15 protein-coding genes are annotated in these 16875 nt (G+C 49.8%); 8 read left to right on the top strand and 7 right to left on the bottom strand.

Annotation, left to right across the window (positions count from 1 at the left end):
* The first annotated feature begins 66 nt into the window (after positions 1-66).
* A complete protein-coding gene (locus EHT87_RS24555; protein WP_124909310.1) occupies positions 67-963 on the top strand; it encodes an SAM hydrolase/SAM-dependent halogenase family protein in 897 nt (298 codons plus the stop codon).
* Positions 964-1056: 93 nt separating this feature from the next.
* Here the strand turns inward: EHT87_RS24555 and EHT87_RS24560 are convergent, their stop codons facing one another.
* A complete protein-coding gene (locus EHT87_RS24560) occupies positions 1057-3747 on the bottom strand; it encodes a CotH kinase family protein (protein WP_124909311.1) in 2691 nt (896 codons plus the stop codon).
* A gap of 628 nt (positions 3748-4375) precedes the next feature.
* On the opposite strand from EHT87_RS24560, the gene EHT87_RS24565 reads away from it, so the two are divergent.
* Together EHT87_RS24565 and EHT87_RS24570 are read left to right on the top strand one after the other, a co-directional pair.
* On the top strand, positions 4376-5560 hold the full coding sequence (locus EHT87_RS24565; RefSeq protein ID WP_124909312.1) for an acyltransferase family protein: 1185 nt from the start codon (positions 4376-4378) through the stop codon (positions 5558-5560).
* Positions 5561-5694: 134 nt separating this feature from the next.
* Positions 5695-6477 (top strand): M48 family metallopeptidase, encoded by a 783-nt coding sequence (locus tag EHT87_RS24570; protein WP_124909313.1) that lies wholly within the window; start codon positions 5695-5697, stop codon positions 6475-6477.
* A gap of 17 nt (positions 6478-6494) precedes the next feature.
* On the opposite strand, the gene EHT87_RS24575 is transcribed toward EHT87_RS24570, so the two are convergent.
* Positions 6495-7325: an ion transporter gene (locus EHT87_RS24575; RefSeq protein WP_124909314.1), complete on the bottom strand. Its 831-nt coding sequence runs from the start codon at positions 7323-7325 to the stop codon at positions 6495-6497.
* A 54-nt stretch (positions 7326-7379) separates the two neighbouring features.
* On the bottom strand, positions 7380-9017 hold the full coding sequence (locus EHT87_RS24580; RefSeq protein WP_124909315.1) for an amidohydrolase: 1638 nt from the start codon (positions 9015-9017) through the stop codon (positions 7380-7382).
* Positions 9018-9159: 142 nt separating this feature from the next.
* Here EHT87_RS24580 and EHT87_RS24585 point away from each other — a divergent pair, with 142 nt between their 5' ends.
* The 3 genes from EHT87_RS24585 to EHT87_RS24595 all read left to right on the top strand — a co-directional run bounded on the left by EHT87_RS24585 (position 9160) and on the right by EHT87_RS24595 (position 11514).
* Entirely contained in the window at positions 9160-10533 is a 1374-nt protein-coding gene (locus EHT87_RS24585; protein ID WP_124909316.1) for a TolC family protein, read from the top strand.
* Between the two features lie 67 nt (positions 10534-10600).
* Positions 10601-10798, top strand: a complete 198-nt coding sequence (locus tag EHT87_RS24590; RefSeq protein WP_124909317.1) for a DUF2188 domain-containing protein — start codon at positions 10601-10603, stop codon at positions 10796-10798.
* Between the two features lie 20 nt (positions 10799-10818).
* Positions 10819-11514 (top strand): DUF421 domain-containing protein, encoded by a 696-nt coding sequence (locus EHT87_RS24595; RefSeq protein ID WP_124909318.1) that lies wholly within the window; start codon positions 10819-10821, stop codon positions 11512-11514.
* Positions 11515-11561: 47 nt separating this feature from the next.
* Here the strand turns inward: EHT87_RS24595 and EHT87_RS24600 are convergent, their stop codons facing one another.
* Positions 11562-12623, bottom strand: a complete 1062-nt coding sequence (locus EHT87_RS24600) for a DNA topoisomerase IB (protein ID WP_124909319.1) — start codon at positions 12621-12623, stop codon at positions 11562-11564.
* A gap of 131 nt (positions 12624-12754) precedes the next feature.
* Between EHT87_RS24600 and EHT87_RS24605 the strand changes: the two genes are divergently transcribed.
* Together EHT87_RS24605 and EHT87_RS24610 are read left to right on the top strand one after the other, a co-directional pair.
* Entirely contained in the window at positions 12755-13078 is a 324-nt protein-coding gene (locus EHT87_RS24605; protein WP_124909320.1) for a hypothetical protein, read from the top strand.
* Complete coding sequence (locus EHT87_RS24610) at positions 13039-13395, top strand: porin family protein (RefSeq protein ID WP_124909321.1); 357 nt, start codon at positions 13039-13041, stop codon at positions 13393-13395. Before EHT87_RS24605 ends, EHT87_RS24610 begins: the two co-directional genes overlap by 40 nt.
* Positions 13396-13478: 83 nt before the next feature.
* On the opposite strand, the gene EHT87_RS24615 is transcribed toward EHT87_RS24610, so the two are convergent.
* From EHT87_RS24615 to EHT87_RS24625, 3 genes are all read right to left on the bottom strand, one after another.
* Complete coding sequence (locus EHT87_RS24615; RefSeq protein ID WP_124909322.1) at positions 13479-15107, bottom strand: SulP family inorganic anion transporter; 1629 nt, start codon at positions 15105-15107, stop codon at positions 13479-13481.
* 22 nt (positions 15108-15129) lie between these two features.
* On the bottom strand, positions 15130-15390 hold the full coding sequence (locus EHT87_RS24620) for a hypothetical protein (RefSeq protein ID WP_124909323.1): 261 nt from the start codon (positions 15388-15390) through the stop codon (positions 15130-15132).
* 112 nt (positions 15391-15502) lie between these two features.
* A complete protein-coding gene (locus tag EHT87_RS24625; RefSeq protein ID WP_124909324.1) occupies positions 15503-16873 on the bottom strand; it encodes a HAMP domain-containing sensor histidine kinase in 1371 nt (456 codons plus the stop codon).
* Positions 16874-16875: the final 2 nt, after the last annotated feature.

The raw sequence follows: 16875 nt of genomic DNA on the forward strand, positions 1-16875 counted from the left end.
TCCTGGTTTAAGTCTGGCTGTCGGCCCCCGCAGCTGTTGAAAAGAGCAACACGAAACCGTACCCCAATGAAACGCAGAACCATCCTGTTTTTTATCCACGGCTGGCTGACGGCCAGCGCACTTTTCGCCCAGAACGGCATATTGGTTTTTCAGTCCGATTTCGGATTGAAAGACGGGGCGGTTTCGGCCATGAAAGGCGTTTCGGTTGGCGTTTCGCCTGCGCTGAAGATCTTCGACCTTACCCACGAAATTCCGGCTTATAACATCTGGGAAGCCGCTTACCGGCTTTTGCAAACGGCTCCCTATTACCCCAAAGGTACGGTTTTCGTTTCGGTTTGTGATCCGGGTGTTGGTACGGATCGGAAATCCGTGGTATTGCTCACCCGCTCCGGTCATTATTTTGTAACGCCCGACAATGGAACACTCACGCTGATTGCCGAAAAGCTGGGTATTCAGGAGGTGCGGGAAATTGATGAGGCCGTAAACCGCCTGCGCAATTCCAATGAGTCGTATACCTTTCACGGCCGTGACGTGTATGCCTACACGGGAGCCCGGCTGGCGGCCCGAGTGATCACGTTTGCTCAGGTTGGAAAAAAACTGCCTGCTGAAATTCGAAAAATACCGTATCAAAAACCGGTTTTTGCAAACGGCGTTTTGAGCGGAACCGTTCCGGTGTTGGATGTGCAGTACGGAAACGTCTGGACCAACCTGCCAAAATCGCTTTTTGCCCGGTTGGGAGCCGAAACCGGCGAACGCGTGCGGGTACAGATTTTCAACAAAGACGAGAAAACGTTCGACGACCGTGTGGTGCTGGTGAATACCTTTGGTGAGTCGAAAGAAGGCGAAAATGTGGCCTATTTCAACAGCTTACTGAATTTTTCAGTAGCGGTAAATAAGGGAAATTTTGCCGAAAAATATAAAGTAAGCAGCGGACCCGACTGGCGAATTGAAGTCTCGAAGTGATGGCTTTCTACGAGTTCAAAAATAGAATTACTACAACAAAAATGGCCCGACATTTACGTTCGGGCCATTTTTGTTTCGACGAAGTCGAACGACTCAGTTTCGGAGCGCTTTCAGCGTAACCGACCGCTGACCGCTCACCACCCGCAAAAGCAGTAGGCCCGACGCCGACGGGCCGACGGACAACTTCTGTTGCTCAACGGCTCCGGCTTCTTTCACAAGCTGCTCCGTCACCAGCCGACCCAGCACGTCGGTGAGCTCAAGCCGCAGCGGCTGGCCCTGCGCTCCGCGCACCTCCACAGTGATTTCCCGGCCATTAACCGGATTGCCCAGAATGACAACGCTCAACTCTTCAACTGGTTCGGCGGTTAAACGGGCATTTGCCGGCGGGCACTTCAAGGCTTTGGGCGAGCCTTTCAAAACATACGTACTGCCCAAAACGCGGCCATAAATTAGTCGTTCGGTATTGTCTTTCAGCTCTGCTGGTACCGTAAAACTGTAGGCGTGGGCACCATTTCCTTTTCCCGCATCTTTCAAATCCTGCCGGAAGATGTTGGCTGTCGTTGTGCCCCAGACGCGTGCCGGATTCTCTGTATAAAATTCGACGGTAAAAGCCGTGTTGCCCTTGTCACGGTCCCAAACCCAACCCCGAATCGTGCCGCATTCCACCTTGTCGAGATACCCATCGAAATTACCACTCACCGTGGTGGGAGGTGGCGTGGTAGGCGTAGTGCCGACGGTGAGCGATACCAGCACGGTTTTGCTCAGCCCAGGCTGGTCCGTAGCTGTGTAGGTAAGCGAAGAAACACCGGCCGTCTGTGGCGTGCCGCTGATGAGCAACGTCGTTTTGTTGAAATTCAAACCCGCCGGCAAACCGGTCAGGTTGTAAGTCAGGGGCGTCTTTTCCGGATCCGTAAACGGGGGCAGACTTTGCGAATACGGCGTATTCACCGTGGCCGTTAAAGCGGGAATGTTCGCCGGTGGCACGGGTGGTTGATTGGTGGGAGTAGCCGTACCGGCGCAGGTCAGATTCCGGTTCGACTGTTTTAAAATAAAGGCACTCCCGACCACCCGCACACTCAACGTATGCGGTTTTCCATCTTTCAGGCTTTCCGGAAACGCTATACTGAAACCGTGCATGCCGTTCCCTTTGTCTTTCAAATCATCCCGATACACATTGGCCAGTCCCGAGGCCACCGGAGTCTGTCCATTCAGAATTTCAAAACTGATGGCGGCCCGGGGCTGGTTGGCATCCCACACCCAGCCGCTGATCGTGTTGCAATCGGCGTTGCCCATAAAGCCTTCAAAATTACCGACCGTCGTCAGGGGCGAATTTTCATCGAGCAACGTTCCAAAATACTGATCCAGATAAGCCATCCGTTTATCGAGCCACGAGTAGATATACTCCAGGTCGTTGACGGCCAGCGTCACCGGCCACACCATGCCTTCGCGCTGATACGCTCCCTGAGCAGTCAGAAACGTGTTATTAACCGCCAGGTCATTTTTTATATTGGCAAGGGACAGTTCATTTTGCCGCAGGGCAAACCACCGTTTTCGCAGGTTTCGCTGGTAGCTGTCGATCGATAAAAGGCGGGTAAATAAGCCGTTGGTCATGATATCGACATACCGGTTTGTTTTTGAGCCGTCCCACAGATAGCCATACGTACCGTCCAGATCCCAGGGGACGATAAAATAAGGATCACCTTCTTTATAGCGCGCCAGGTAGGTGTTTTTTCCGGAATTGTCCGTTCCCCGAATCACATTCAGGAAAATGAAATAATCCATCAGACTGGGAAGATCCATCCGGGTGCCGATCTGCGTCTTGAATTCATCGGCCTGGGCTTTATAGACGAATTCCACAAGCTCATACAGATTTCCCCAGAAAGGCTGTTTAGGCAGCTTTATTTCATAACCGGCCCAGGTGAGTCCGGTATTGGGGGGCAGAACCGGCAAACCATCGAACTTGGTGGCCCCCGACCAGGTATCTCCTTTGTAGAGCTCCCCCCGGACGGTCCCGTCATCAGCCTGCTTTTTCAATTTGAGCTGTTTGCGGTCAATCTGCTCCGTGAAGGCGTAAATGCCTTTATAATCATCATTCACAAACACATCGCAATACCGCATCCCGATATACGAACGTGCCTGTGGTTCCTTGGCCGCATACGGCACGTGATGCATACGTTGCCATAGAGCCCATCCGGCTTTGTTGTTGCTGCGGGCGGGTTCCTTATACATCGCCATCAATATCCATTCACTGTCTTCCCGTAATCCGAGTAGGGCAGCGTCTTTTGCTTCGTTCCCGGCGGCATCCGTCGATAGCTCCACCTTGTACGATTTTTTTGGATACCCTTTTGAAAGATTTCCCCTCACCCGAATGCCCATGTTGGACGTGAAGGGTTGCCCGCTGGCATCGGCAATGAATATGTTGCCTCTGGTGAGAACATCGTCGTCCAGACTAATGGCTGCTTTCTTATCCGTTTTAACGTGAATAAGCGGTAAATCGGTAAAGAACAAGGTATACGTAACATTGCTGTTTGTTACGGAATACGCTTTGCCAATCTGAAAGGCATTGCCTACACTTCCGGAAAATGAATACAGTTTATCCAACTGAATGGTAGCCCCCGGTGTTGCGGGCATTTGATTGCATACAATCAGTTTTAAACGCGAATCGATCCGGAAATGATCAGCATCCACCGCTTGTGACCAGGCACCGGTAAGTGAAAGGTAAAACAGGATGAGCGGTAAAATACCCTTTGTGAATAAAGGGTGTCGGTAAGTAAATTTTGTCATTATAGTATTGGTGTCAGGGTTTTTTAAGCAATTTATTGAATAATTCTTGAATATTTTTAATGATTATAACCAGAAACTACCCGGCTGAAAAGGTGTTTTCAGGTATGAATAGTTAGTATAACCGAAGACTTTCGGAGGCTTCATTAATCAGCTTACTGATACTATACTACGATTGTTCTTTCCATCGTACTGCGTTAAAGATCAGTTAACAGATTAGGCACGATTTAACTTATTGACTGGCGATATACCTATCTGCCGGTAAATCAGTTATTTGATTGCCTTTTTTTAGTCTATTGCCAGACAAGAAAGTTAGGTATTTTTTTTGATTCAATACGAGTTTGAAAACTGAGTAACAGCTTCCTGTAAGGTGGTAAGTAAGGTGCTAATTGTAGTATCGGCAGCAATTCGGGCACGGATGAAGTGGTAAGTTTTGTCCGGATAGCTTAAATAATAGAGTAAAAAATTAGCGAACGGTTTAAGAAATTACACACGGTAAGGATACTAGTTGTTACATCAAGTACGCCTGATGGACCTTGTTGCATGAAAGCAATTCAGTTGATACGTCACCGGTAGATTCGCGCAACTTATTTTCGATTTAGTAGTTGATAAGAGGAACACTGGGAAAATAATGAACACCAAAACCTACTCACCTTCAGACCGTTACTATTCACTAGACATCTTAAGAGGGCTTGCCGCGCTGGCAATCGTCTTGTTTCACTGGCGCCATTTATTCCATACCTGCACGGCGTATACCGGTTTCGTTGCCGAAAGACAACCGCTGTATACTGTGCTTTATTTTTTCTACGAAGCAGGCCAGAAAGCCGTAGAACTATTTTTTACTTTATCCGGATTTATATTTTTCTGGCTATACTCTAAACAAATCAATGCTCATAAAATCTCCTTTTACGCATTTTCTATCCGGCGTTTGTCACGCTTATATCCATTGCACTTCGTTACGCTTCTACTGGTTCTTGTTTTGCAGACCGTCTATTATTTGATTTTTAAATGTTATTTCATATACACCCATAATGACCTTTATCATTTTGTTTTGCACTTGTTTTTTGCCTCCAATTGGGGGTTCCAGAAAGGGTATTCATTCAATGGGCCGGTTTGGTCCGTTTCCATTGAAATTCTGTTATACGGTATTTTCTTTATCGTATGCTGGTTGAAAAAAGATCATGCCTTAGTTGCGTTCGTAGTGGCGATCAGCAGTTACGTCCTTTTCTCCTATACCGGATATCAATTAGCACAAGGACTATTTTCTTTTTTCGTTGGCGGATTGGTATATAAACTGTTTCATTATCGGTTCGCTGTACTGGTAAACGGCTTCTGGGGAAATGTAGTTATTGCATTGGCTGTGATTGCCTGGACCTTGACTAGTCTGGAACTTTATTATCACTTTTCTGAAAGCCTATTTTTGGCTTTGTTGGATTTATTTTCAATTCGTAGCCGGTACATCTTTTTGTTTGAACGAATGATTCCTTTTTTTATCGGAGCTGTAGTATTTCCATTAACTATTTTAACATTGGTTATTTTGGAAACCAGACGGGGAGCATTGGGCAAACGAATGGCGTTTATGGGCGATATCAGCTATTCAGCGTATTTGTTGCATTTTCCATTGCAGCTGGCTTTTGTTTTGCTGGTAACTAAGCTGGAGATCTCCAGCACGGTTTTTGAATCGCCGGTTTTACTGGTCCTTTTCTTCTCGGTGTTGATTACGCTCAGCCTGGCGTCGCACCGGTATTTCGAAATTCCAGTTCAGAAGAAATTGAGGAGGCTGTTGCTGTCAGGTGATGGCGCGGTTAAAAGGTGAAATAAACTCAAAACCGGCTAAATTCGGGCAATCAGCCGGTTTTTGGAGGATCTCCTGAAAAGCGCGAAGAACTTTTTGTTACTTTTTAGTTAAGTATACGACTAAAGTTAGAACCCTCTTAATTCCCACACATCATGCGCTCGCGAGCCGGTCGATTAGTTTTTGGTTTGATTGCGGCCTTAATTGCCGTTTTTACCTATTTCAGTAACACGCAGGAAAATCCGGTGACGGGCGAAAAACAGCACATCAGCATGACGCCCGATCAGGAAATACAGCTTGGCCTGGAAAGCGCCCCCCAGATGGCCCAGCAGTTTGGCGGGTTGTATCCCGACGAAAAAGTGCAGCAGTCGGTCAAGCGCGTCGGACAAAAAATTGTCAACGCTACCGATGTGAAAAGCAGCCCCTACAAATTTGATTTTCACGTTCTGGCCGACAACCAGACGGTCAATGCTTTTGCCGTTCCTGGCGGGCAGATTTTTATTACGGCGGCTTTGCTCGACAAACTGACCAGCGAAGACCAACTGGCGGGCGTACTTGGCCACGAGATTACGCACGTAGTCGGGCGGCATTCTGCCGAACAAATTGCCCAGCAACAACTGACCCAGGGCCTGGCAGGAGCAGCCGCAATCGCCACCGAAGATCCCAATTCGCCCGGCCGAAATTCTGCCATTGCGGCTTATGTCGCTAATCTGATCGGCCTAAAATACGGTCGTGACGATGAAATTGAGTCCGATCAACTGGGCGTTCGCTGGATGATCGAAAGCGGTTACAAACCCGAAGCGATGATTGAAGTAATGGAAATTCTGAAAGCCGCCGGTGGTCCCAACCGTCCTTCCGAATTTATGAGCAGCCACCCCGATCCTGACAATCGCATCGAGCGAATCAAGGAAGCGATTGCGAAATACAAAGCGAAATAAGGACCGGTTTACGGTCGTTACAATTCCTTGCCGCAGTGGGGACAGTGGTGTTTTTGACCACTTTTTTGGGAGCGGATGTGTTCCGCAAAACCCGACGCCAGAATACCGGTCGGAAGGGCAAATAAGCCGATTCCCATCACCGTCGTAATACCCGCCAGCACTTTTCCCAAAGGAGTCATGGGGTGAATATCGCCGTATCCGACGGTGGCCATTGCGTTTATTCCCCACCACAAGGTTGCCGGAATGCTCGAAAATTTGTCGGGCTGGGTGGTGTGTTCCAGGTAGTACATAATGCTTGAAATGATGACCAGCATGAACATCAGGAATGAGACGCTCAGGACCAGCTCCTCCTTTTTATCCTCAACGACATCCTGAATGACGCGGAACGCACGGGAGTAGCGCGTAATGCGAAACAGGCGGAAAATCCGGAAAATCCGAAGAATACGGATCAGAGCCAGATCGGTGTGGAATAGCGTCACGTAAAACGGAAGAATGGCCAGCAGGTGGACGATGGCCGTCGTCGATAGAACATAGCGCAATCGACCCGTCACCGGGTGGCGGTATTTCTCATTCTCGACGCAAATCCAGACCCGTACGAAGTATTCAATGGTAAAAAAAATAACCGAGAAAAGCTCAAAATCGATGAAAAACCGGTCGTAGCGCAGCTTGAACGACGGAACCGTGTGTAGGATAATGGCAGCGGCATTGAGCGTAATCAAGGCGATCAGGATCAGATTAAACACCAGGCTCATGCCCCGTTTTCGTCCGGTGGTAGTTTCCAGCACCCGGTAAATGGTCCGGCGCAACGAGTTGGCGGGGTGATGATCAATGCGAAGCGGAGGTTGCATACGGTTTAAGATTGAATGGCGGAGGATGGTACTTCTTTCAATTCGGGTGCTCGCTCATCGCTGAAAAAGCTTTTCGCCCCCTACCCAGGTCTGTACAACTTTCACGTCGCGCAACTGCGCTGCCGGGATTTTCATGATATCCTGTTGTAAAACGACGAAATCGGCTTGTTTACCGGCCTCGATGCTACCCCGCAGGTGGTCTTCAAAATTGGCATAGGCCGCCCAGCTTGTCATGGCTTTTAGAGCCGAAACGCGATCGACCGCGTTTTCCATCTGAAAACCACCGGCGGGATACCCTTGAGCGTCGACCCGGGCAACGGCGGCATGAAAACCGTACAGCGGATTGGGCGCTTCGACCGGAAAATCGCTCCCGAAGGCAATCAAACCGTTCTGCTTCATCAGATCCCTGAAGGCATAAGCGCCCTTCACCCGGGTTGTGCCCAGGCGGTCGGCGGCCCAGTACATGTCGGAGGTAGCATGCGTGGGTTGCACCGACGGAATGACTGAATACCGGTTAAATTTCCAGAAATCATCCGGCGAAACCACCTGCGCGTGTTCGATTCGCCACCGGCGGGCGTTCCGGTTTTTCAGCAAGCTGCCGTACAAATCCAGAATCAGGTGATTGGCGGAGTCGCCGATGCAGTGGGTATTGGCCTGAAATTGACTCGCTTCCAGCAGCGTTAGAACCCGCTTCAGTTCAGTGGGATTGAGCAGCAGAAAACCGGCGGTTTCGGGGCGGTCAGTATACGGTTTTCGGAGGCAGGCACCCCGCGATCCCAGCGCTCCGTCGGCATAAAGTTTAAAGGCGCGAACCGTCAGCCGGTCGGTTTGGAAAGGGCCCCGCTTGAGGTAATAGTCCAGATTGGGTTCACCGAGGCTAATCATCACATAATCACGGATTTTTAGCTTATTCGCTTTTTGTAACTGGTCGACCAGCTCGATGTCGTTCCGGTTCAGTCCGGCGTCGGAAACCGTGGTCAGGCCCAGCGACAGACACACGTTTTGGGCCGCCAGCAACATGCGTTCCTTGTCCTTGGCGTCGGGCTGCGGAATGACGCGCCGAACCAGGCCCATTGCATTGTCGACCAGAACGCCCGTTGGTTCGTTATTCGCCAGAACAATTTCCCCACCCGGTATTTTGGCTCCTTTGGAAAGGCCCGCCAGCCGCATTGCCTTTGAATTGATCAGAACGGCGTGACCATCGACGCGGGTAAGGCAAACGGGAATCGTGGGAAAAGCGGCATCCAGTTTTTCTTTGGTCGGAAACCGTTTGTCGGGCCAGTCGTTCTGATCCCAGCCCCGGCCAATCACCCAAAGGTTGGTCGGGTGTTTTTCCGAAAATGTTTTGAGTCGCTGCACTACCTCGTCGAACGACTTGGTGCCAACCAGATCCGCCTGATTCAGCACCTGGCCCAACCCCAGAAAATGCGCATGCGGATCATAGAAACCGGGGTAAACCGGTTGCCCTTTCAAATCGACGATGCTGTCCGACCGATACGCGTTCAGAATACGTTCCGACGTTCCGACCGCCACAAATTTCCCATCTTTTACCGCAAAAGCCTGCGCATGGGTAAAAAGCGAATCGGCGGTATAAACAGCGGCATTGTGAACAATCAGATTCGCGTCTTTCTTGGTGGAACAAGCCGTTACCAATACGATTGCAAGGCCAATAATCAGGTAGCGTTGTATCATGAAGCAAAGGTAATCTTTTGATTATACAGGAGTTTGAAATCGTTCGTCTGATAAGAAAACATTCCAAATCTAATTCCGGTATACCAACAATGACAGAATATAGTTTAATTTTGAAGGTCAATTACCTAAAAATAATACCAGAATGCGCTTCATTCTAAGCTTAACCTTTTTGATTTCGTTTTATACTGCCTGGTCCCAGCCTGCTCAACCGCTTTCCTTACGCAATCGACGCACTTCAACGATTACCCAGCAGGGCGAAATCCTGACGCTGCAGGATGCGATTTCCGCTGCTCTTGAAAAAAATTACCAGATTCGCATCTTCCGGTCGCAGGAACAAATTGCCCGTACGGATTTTAAGACGGCCAAAGCCGGTTTTTTCCCGTTTCTTACCGGTAACCTGACCAACAACAATAACCTCCAGAACCTTCGTCAGGAATATTTGAATGCGCTGCAACCTCCGCAGTATCTGTACGGAGTCAACAACCGGAATACGCAGATTGGTGTGCAGTTGAACTGGACGGTATTCAACGGTTTTGGTAACTTTATTGCCTATGACCGGCTGGGAGAAGTCGTCAAAATCAGCGAAGTCAACACCCGGGCCAACATCGAAGCGACGGTTGCCGATGTGGCAACGGGGTATTACGACGTGATCCGGCAGTTGCAGCAACTGGTTTCGCTCCGGCAGGCGCTCGACATCTCCCGCGACCGCCTTGAACTGGCCCGGGCCAATTACGAAGTCGGCACCCGTTCCCGGGTCGATTTTCTGAGTGCGCAGGTCGATTACAACACCGACAGTTCGGCCCTGGTGACGCAGCAACAGAATGTGCGCAATGCCAAAGTGTTGCTCAATACCCTTATCGTTCGTGATCCGTCCACCGAGTTTGCCGTTCGGGATACCATTATCATTCGAACCGACATCTCGCTCGACCAGCTTAAAGAACAGTTAACCACCAACAACCCGTTGTTAATTGCGGCCGCTTTGAACCGTCGGGTTGCCAACCTGAACGTGAAGCTGGCGCAGGCCGGACGCCTGCCAACGGTGAATCTGGTGGGGGGCTATAACTTTACGGCCATCAATAATCAGGGCGGTTTTGGGGTTCGGAGTGCCCGCAACGACGCGCTGGTCTACGGTATTCAGGCCAGTGTTCCGATTTTTACCGGTTTCAACCAGCGCCGATTGATTGCCAATGCTCAAACGAACGCGCTCGTTTCGGAGTATCAGGAATCCGACCAGCGGCTGCAACTGCAACAGGCGCTAGAGCAGACGTACTCGCAATACCGCAACAGTATTATTCTGGTCAATCTGGAACTGGAAAGCTTCCGGATTGCCAACCAGAACGTCGAAATTGCGTTCGAACGCTACCGGGTCGGTAACTCCACGGCGGTCGAGTTTCGTGATGTGCAACGCAATGCCGTTGCTGCCGAAACCCGCCTGATCAATGCTGAATTCAATACCAAAACCGCCGAGATTGAACTCCTCCGGCTCAGCAGCCAGATCCTGCAACAAACCAAATGAGTTAAGAGTGATGAGTTAAAAAGCGTCGGATCTGTTTCAACTCATCACTCTTAACTCTTAATGAACTATGCCCTGGACGAAGCAAGCGTATCCGGTGTCGTTGAAAAATTTCATGGCACCCGTGCGGAATAAAGCCATTTCAATTGCGAATGCGCTCCTGAAAGAAGGGATGCCGGAAGAACGGGCGATTCCAATTGCGACAGCCCGAGCCGAAGAGTGGGCGGTAAACCGCAATTTGAAAATTCGGAAAGATAAAGCCGCCTGAGTAAATCGATACCCCTGTAGATGAACGATAAAGAGCCGATTCAGGCTTTTGACTGGCAACGCCTGTTTATTCATGACTTTCCGTTTAGTTACCTGGGTGAGGTGGCTTTGCGGACGGTTATTATGTTTTTGATTCTGCTCGTTTCCCTGAAAATTTCGGGCAAACGGGAGGTTAAGCAATTGTCGGTATTTGAGCTGGTGCTGGTAATTGGCCTGGGTTCAGCCGCCGGAGATCCCATGTTTTACCACGATGTGCCACTACTGGCGGCCGCTGTGGTTTTTGTGGTCATGATGAGCTGTTACAAGTTCTTCACCCGTTTGAGCGATAAGAACACAAAAGTCCGGGAGTTTCTCGAGGGAAAACCGGTCTACGTGATTGAAAATGGCTGCATTCTGGTTCAGAATTTCGATGAGGAAGATCTGGGGCTGGACGAACTGTTTGCCGAACTCCGGCTGGCGGGTATCGAGAATCTGGGCCAGGTGCAAACCGCCATCCTGGAACACAACGGCGAGGTCAGCATTTTCAAATTCAAGGCGGACGACGTCAAACCCGGTTTGCCCATTCTTCCCCACCAGCTAAAAAATCCCGTTGATACCCTTTCCGAAGCCGGTTTGTATGCCTGTTGCCAATGCGGTCAGGTGGTTGACTTTGATAAAAAAATCGTATCCGCCTGCCAGCGCTGTGACCATCATCAGTGGGTGAAGGCTGTACCGTGAACACCTGACAGGTTTTCAAAACCTGTCAGGTGTTACATGGTTATTCATCACCCTTTTACTTTATCCTTCAAAAACGTCAGCAATAGCTTCTCAATCGGATCCAGTCCATACGGTGATGTCTGGCGGAATTTGCTTTTGCGTTTCAGATACGGGTTCAAATCCTGACACTCATACGCTTCCAGAATCTGGGGATGGACGTAATATTTCCGGCTGACGGTGCGCGTATTTCCCAGCCGGTGCGCCACCTGCTCCAGAATGGTATTGATGTTTTTCTTCGCTTCCTTGTCCGTCTCACACGGTTCCAGTTCGGCTAGCAACCGCAAGGCGTTGACGGTTCCGGCCCAGGTGCGAAAATCCTTGGCGGAAAACTCCACGCCCGTAACCTCCTGTAAATAAGCGTTTACCATGCCGGAGTCGATGCTGCGGTGTTCGCCGGTTTCGTCGTAATACTGAAACAATTCCTTGCCGGGAATGTCGCGGCAGGCTTTAACCAGTCGCGCCAGCCGCCGGTCGCGGACGGTAATGTCGTGGTAAACGCCTTTTTTGCCTTTGAATCGAAACTGGAGTTGGGCGGTTGCCACGCTCACGTGTTTATCCTTTAAAGTCGTCAGACCATAGTGGCCGTATTCTTTCTCGTACGATGCGTTACCAATTCGGATCAGCGTCTGCTCCATCACACTGAGGGCAATGGCAATCACTTTTTCCTTAGCCAGGTCTCGTTTTTTCAAATCCTGCTCGATGCGGGCGCGGAGGTTGGGCAACTGTTCGCCAAAGGCAATCATCCGGAAAAACTTGGTTTCGCTCCGGATGGCGTTCCAGTTGGTGTGGTAGCGGTATTGCTTGCGTCCTTTGGTGTCGATTCCGGTGGCCTGAAGGTGTCCGTTGGGTTTGGGGCAGATCCAGACGTTTTCCCAGGCTGGCGGCAAAGCCATTTTTTTGATACGGGACAAAGTTTCTTCGTCCTCAATACGATTTCCCTTCGGATCTTCATAGACGAACTGATCGCCCGACCGCAAGCGGTGAATACCGGGGATGGAATCGTTGACGTAAACTAATTTAACGGCCTTAGCGGCTTTTACGGGGTCGTTGGCCAGGGTTGCTAGGTTCATTGGGTACGGTTAAAATCACTCCATAAACCCGTTGTACCGGCAAATGGTTAAGCCATTGATTGGATATTTATCGACCGTTATATGAATAAAAGCAGATCTGTCGTTTATCGGACAAACAGCAGCTGAATCCGATGAAAAAACTCTTCTTTTCTGCGCTTCTTTTGACTGTCTTTTCGCTGAATCTGCACGCGCAGATTCAGGTTGGGGTGCGGGGTGGCACTTACTGGTCGACGCTCCGTGGCCGGAGTGCGGTCCGTGACGGGTCTTTAGGGCCCGGTTTTGTCGTTGGTATTCCCATTCAGCTTTCGCTCACAGGTCATTGGCACATTCGGCTCGACCCATCGGTCATCCAGAAGGGATGGCAATCAAAAGTAGATTATACAACAGCACTGGGCCAACCTGCCGGAACCGGTAAATGGTGCAACAGTATGAAGTGGCTGAACTTCCATTGTTAATTTCGTACCGACAAAAAGTGAATAAACGGCTGTCTTATTATGGTTTATTCGGCCCCAGCGTTGGTTATGCCCTGGGAGGAAGACTGAAGGCTATGGACAACGAAGGCTCACAGATTTTTAGCGATAAGCTCCTCTTTGAACGGCGAATTGAAACCGGAATCTGGGGTGGGGGAGGAGTTGAGATTGCGATAGGACCACTAACTGCTTTTTTAGATGCCCGTTATCAGGTTGGATTAAGTGCCACAAAATTTTACGGAGGAGAAGTTCCCCGAGGGTTTACAGTTTCTGTCGGCGTCTGGTTACCAACCAAAAAATGAGCCGGACCGCAAATACCGGTCCGGCTCACCGAATTAACTATCACACAAAGATAGGACTAGGCTAAAAAGGAAAGCCGGGACACTTAATTCATCTCTTCGATTTCCCGCAGGTGACGGTTACGCATGGCGATGATCGATTCCGGAACCGGTTTATAATCAGCCGGTTCACGCAGGAAAACGAGTCGGATATTCCGCTTGTGAGCCGTTTCTTTAAAATTCTGAATTGTCGTCAGTACATCGCTGTCAATGTAAGACGAGTTGGTGCTGTCGATTTCCACAATGGCGTTTTCGGGTACATTCGTCAGCAATTTCACCATGCTGGCTTTGCTCAGAAACGAAACGTAATCGCCGAGGCTGATGCGGATGCGTTCCTGACCACCATCTTGAAACGTCTCCGTTTTGTGGGCATTGAGGTAGTTTTCCCGCAGAACAAAAAACAGCGCGACGATCATTCCCACGCCGATTCCGGTCAACAAATCGGTCAGTAAAATGGCCGCGACGGTGGCAACAAACGGCAAAAATTTGGCGATCCCTTCATTAAAAAGCTGTTTGAAAATCTGGATGCGGGTTAATTTATACCCGGTAATCAGCAGGATCGAAGCCAGGGCAGCCCAGGGAATCCGGTTGAGAACGGTCGGCAGCGCAATCACACAAATCAGCAGCAACGAACCGTGGATCAGGGCCGCCAGCTTCGTTCGGGCTCCGGCGTTAATGCTGACCGAACTCCGGACAATAACGGACGTCAACGGAATTCCGCCGATCAACCCGCTGACCATGTTGCCAATTCCCTGCGCCTTGAGTTCCGTGTTGGTCGGCGTTTTACGCTTGAGTGGGTCCAATTCATCCGTCGCTTCAATGGACAGCAAAGCCTCCAGACTGGCAACCAGCGCAATGGAAATCGCAGCCGTATATACCTGAGGATTCATCCACTGGCTAAAATCCGGCAGGGTGAACAGGTTGAAGAAAGCCGCCGGGCTATCGGCCACCGGCAGTTGAACCAGGTGATTGCCCTTCAACGCCCAGTTGTTCTGAAAAAGCCCAATCAGTTCATTGATCGCGATGCCCGAAATCACCACGACCAAAGCCGCCGGAATGTTTTTCAGAATTTTATTTTGTTTGAAAAAAGGACGTTCCCAAAGCAACAGAATCGTCAATGAAATAAGGGCAATCAGAATCGCCACCCCGTTTAGTTGCCCGATGGCAGCCTGGAACTGACTGAAAATAGTAAAACCTTCGGGCTGAAACAGGGAGATTTCCTCGGCCGAATCCGCATCGTAACCAACCAGATGCGGTATTTGCTTGATGATCAGAATAATACCAATACCGGCCAGCATTCCCTTGATGACCGACGACGGAAAAAAGTTGCTGACTATTCCGGCCCGCATATACCCCATCCCAATCTGAAGCACACCCGCCAGGAAGGTGGCCAGTAGAAAGGCCGGAAAAGAGCCCAGCGTCTCGATAGCGGCCAGAACAACAACGATGAGTCCGGCTTCGGGGCCTGAAATGCTCACCGCCGAGCGACTGAATAAGCCAACCACCAAACCGCCGACAATACCGGCAATGATTCCGGAAAAAAGGGGGGCACCGGAAGCCAGAGCAATGCCGAGGCAAAGCGGAACGGCCACCAGAAATGAAACAACACCTCCTTTAATGTCCCCCTCCACGTTGCTCAAATCAACGATTTGAAAGCTTATCTGTGTTGTTTTCATGCGTTATACAAATTTTAGAAAGTCATTTTGAAGTGGATAAATCCGTTTTTTCCTGCGGGTTTAACTCCAGCAGCCGTTTTTCCAGCTCGTTTTTTACAGCGCGAAGCGAATCCGCTTCCGATGCCTTGATTTCGTATTTTGAGCGATAAATTTCCTTATCCTGCGTATCCTCCCGGTAATTGATGTAAACGTCGAGGGCGATGGTGGCAAAAATGAGTCCCCAGACCGTGCCCCAGTTGACAAAGTTGCCCGACTTCTTTTGAATATTGCCACGATTTTCCATCTTACAACTGCTGGTTAAGTGAAGCAACAAAGGTATAACCAGATGTAAAGCGGGTAATTAAGGGTCAATTAGAAGTCAATGAGAGAGTGATTAGAAGTCGATTAGGAAACGATTAGAACGTTTTTGGGAGCTTCAGCGTAAACGTAGTGCCTTCGTTGAGCCTGGACGAAACCATAATCTGGCCGCGGTGTAACTGGATGATCCGGTAGGTTAACGGCAGTCCAATACCGTATCCGAGAATCCGTTTGGCGTTTTCGGCCCGAAAAAAAGGCTCATAAATGTGCTTGATGTCGGCCGGGTCGATTCCAATGCCCTCGTCTTTAAACTGGATGGTTGCCCAGCGCTCATCGGCTCCCAAAATCACCTGTACCTGGTTTTTGGGTGAAAACTTGCAGCCATTTTCCATCAGGTTGACAAACGCCGAAATCAGCAGTGCCAGGCTGCCCTGAACCGTCAGTGATGAATACATGGCCTCCGTTTCAAAGGAAAAAATAACCTGATAATCCGGTCGGCGCGTGGTTAACATCTTGGTTGCCTGATAGATTGCTTCATCCAGCGCAACCTCCTGAAACTTGATCGGCGCATCGTCGAGGCTGACCTGCGTGAGTTCGAGCAAGTTGTTGGACAGCACATTCAGTCGTTTGATCACGTCCAGAACCGCTTTCCACTTGGCTTCGTGTTCCTCAACGGTACGCGGTTTGATCAGCGTCACTTCAATCTGTCCGGTAATGATCGTGAGTGGCGTTCGCAGTTCGTGGGAGGCATTGGCTACAAAGTTTCGCTGGACTTCAAATGCTTCCTGCACCCGATCGAGCATGGAATTGAAGGTGTTGGCCAGTTGCGCAATTTCGTCGCTGTTGTCGCTGGCATCCACCCGCAGATTCAGGTTCGATGCCGTAATTTTATCCACCTGCCGGATGACATTTGAAATCGGTTGCAGGAAACGACCGGCAAACATCCAGCCCGAAATACCGACCAGCGACAGGCTGAAAACCAGTCCGAAACCAAGAATATTCCGTAGATGGGCAATTTCGGTCAAGCCCGATTCGTCGTAGGCAGTGGCAATAATGACAAATTCCTGCTGTCGGTACGTGTGCGTTAGCCCGGCGATCTCCTTGTCGTTTCGACGTAAATACAGTTGCTTCTGTTTACGAACGCGGTCGAGCAGGTCGCGTTGTCCCACAAGGTCGCGGGTCGTATCGGCACTGGCGTAAATCGGATTGTTTTGTTGATCGTAAATAACAATGTGTTCTTCCGGTAACGAAGTCAGGTTATTGCGTTCAATTAAACGAAGAATAGCCGGATCGATTTTGTCTTCTTCGATCAGTAATCGGGCCGTTATGCGCGCTTTATCAGCCAGGCGGTAATAGAAATCGCGTTGTCGGAAATATTCGGAAATAAAATAAATCGCCAGCGAGAAAAGCACCAGGTTAGCGGCAACAATGATCAGGAAGGTAACCGAAATTCGCGCTCTTATTTTCATCC

The sequence above is a fragment of the Larkinella knui genome, from assembly GCF_003858645.1.
GTDB classification, from domain to species: Bacteria; Bacteroidota; Bacteroidia; order Cytophagales; family Spirosomataceae; genus Larkinella; species Larkinella knui.

Excerpts from the sequence above, each read along its gene's own strand:
- EHT87_RS24555 (WP_124909310.1), top strand. The coding sequence starts at position 67 with ATGAAACGCAGAACCATCCTGTTTTTTATCCACGGCTGGCTGACGGCC.
- EHT87_RS24560 (WP_124909311.1), bottom strand. The coding sequence starts at position 3,747 with ATGACAAAATTTACTTACCGACACCCTTTATTCACAAAGGGTATTTTA.
- EHT87_RS24565 (WP_124909312.1), top strand. The coding sequence starts at position 4,376 with ATGAACACCAAAACCTACTCACCTTCAGACCGTTACTATTCACTAGAC.
- EHT87_RS24570 (WP_124909313.1), top strand. The coding sequence starts at position 5,695 with ATGCGCTCGCGAGCCGGTCGATTAGTTTTTGGTTTGATTGCGGCCTTA.
- EHT87_RS24575 (WP_124909314.1), bottom strand. The coding sequence starts at position 7,325 with ATGCAACCTCCGCTTCGCATTGATCATCACCCCGCCAACTCGTTGCGC.
- EHT87_RS24580 (WP_124909315.1), bottom strand. The coding sequence starts at position 9,017 with ATGATACAACGCTACCTGATTATTGGCCTTGCAATCGTATTGGTAACG.
- EHT87_RS24585 (WP_124909316.1), top strand. The coding sequence starts at position 9,160 with ATGCGCTTCATTCTAAGCTTAACCTTTTTGATTTCGTTTTATACTGCC.
- EHT87_RS24590 (WP_124909317.1), top strand. The coding sequence starts at position 10,601 with ATGCCCTGGACGAAGCAAGCGTATCCGGTGTCGTTGAAAAATTTCATG.
- EHT87_RS24595 (WP_124909318.1), top strand. The coding sequence starts at position 10,819 with ATGAACGATAAAGAGCCGATTCAGGCTTTTGACTGGCAACGCCTGTTT.
- EHT87_RS24600 (WP_124909319.1), bottom strand. The coding sequence starts at position 12,623 with ATGAACCTAGCAACCCTGGCCAACGACCCCGTAAAAGCCGCTAAGGCC.
- EHT87_RS24605 (WP_124909320.1), top strand. The coding sequence starts at position 12,755 with ATGAAAAAACTCTTCTTTTCTGCGCTTCTTTTGACTGTCTTTTCGCTG.
- EHT87_RS24610 (WP_124909321.1), top strand. The coding sequence starts at position 13,039 with ATGGTGCAACAGTATGAAGTGGCTGAACTTCCATTGTTAATTTCGTAC.
- EHT87_RS24615 (WP_124909322.1), bottom strand. The coding sequence starts at position 15,107 with ATGAAAACAACACAGATAAGCTTTCAAATCGTTGATTTGAGCAACGTG.
- EHT87_RS24620 (WP_124909323.1), bottom strand. The coding sequence starts at position 15,390 with ATGGAAAATCGTGGCAATATTCAAAAGAAGTCGGGCAACTTTGTCAAC.
- EHT87_RS24625 (WP_124909324.1), bottom strand. The coding sequence starts at position 16,873 with ATGAAAATAAGAGCGCGAATTTCGGTTACCTTCCTGATCATTGTTGCC.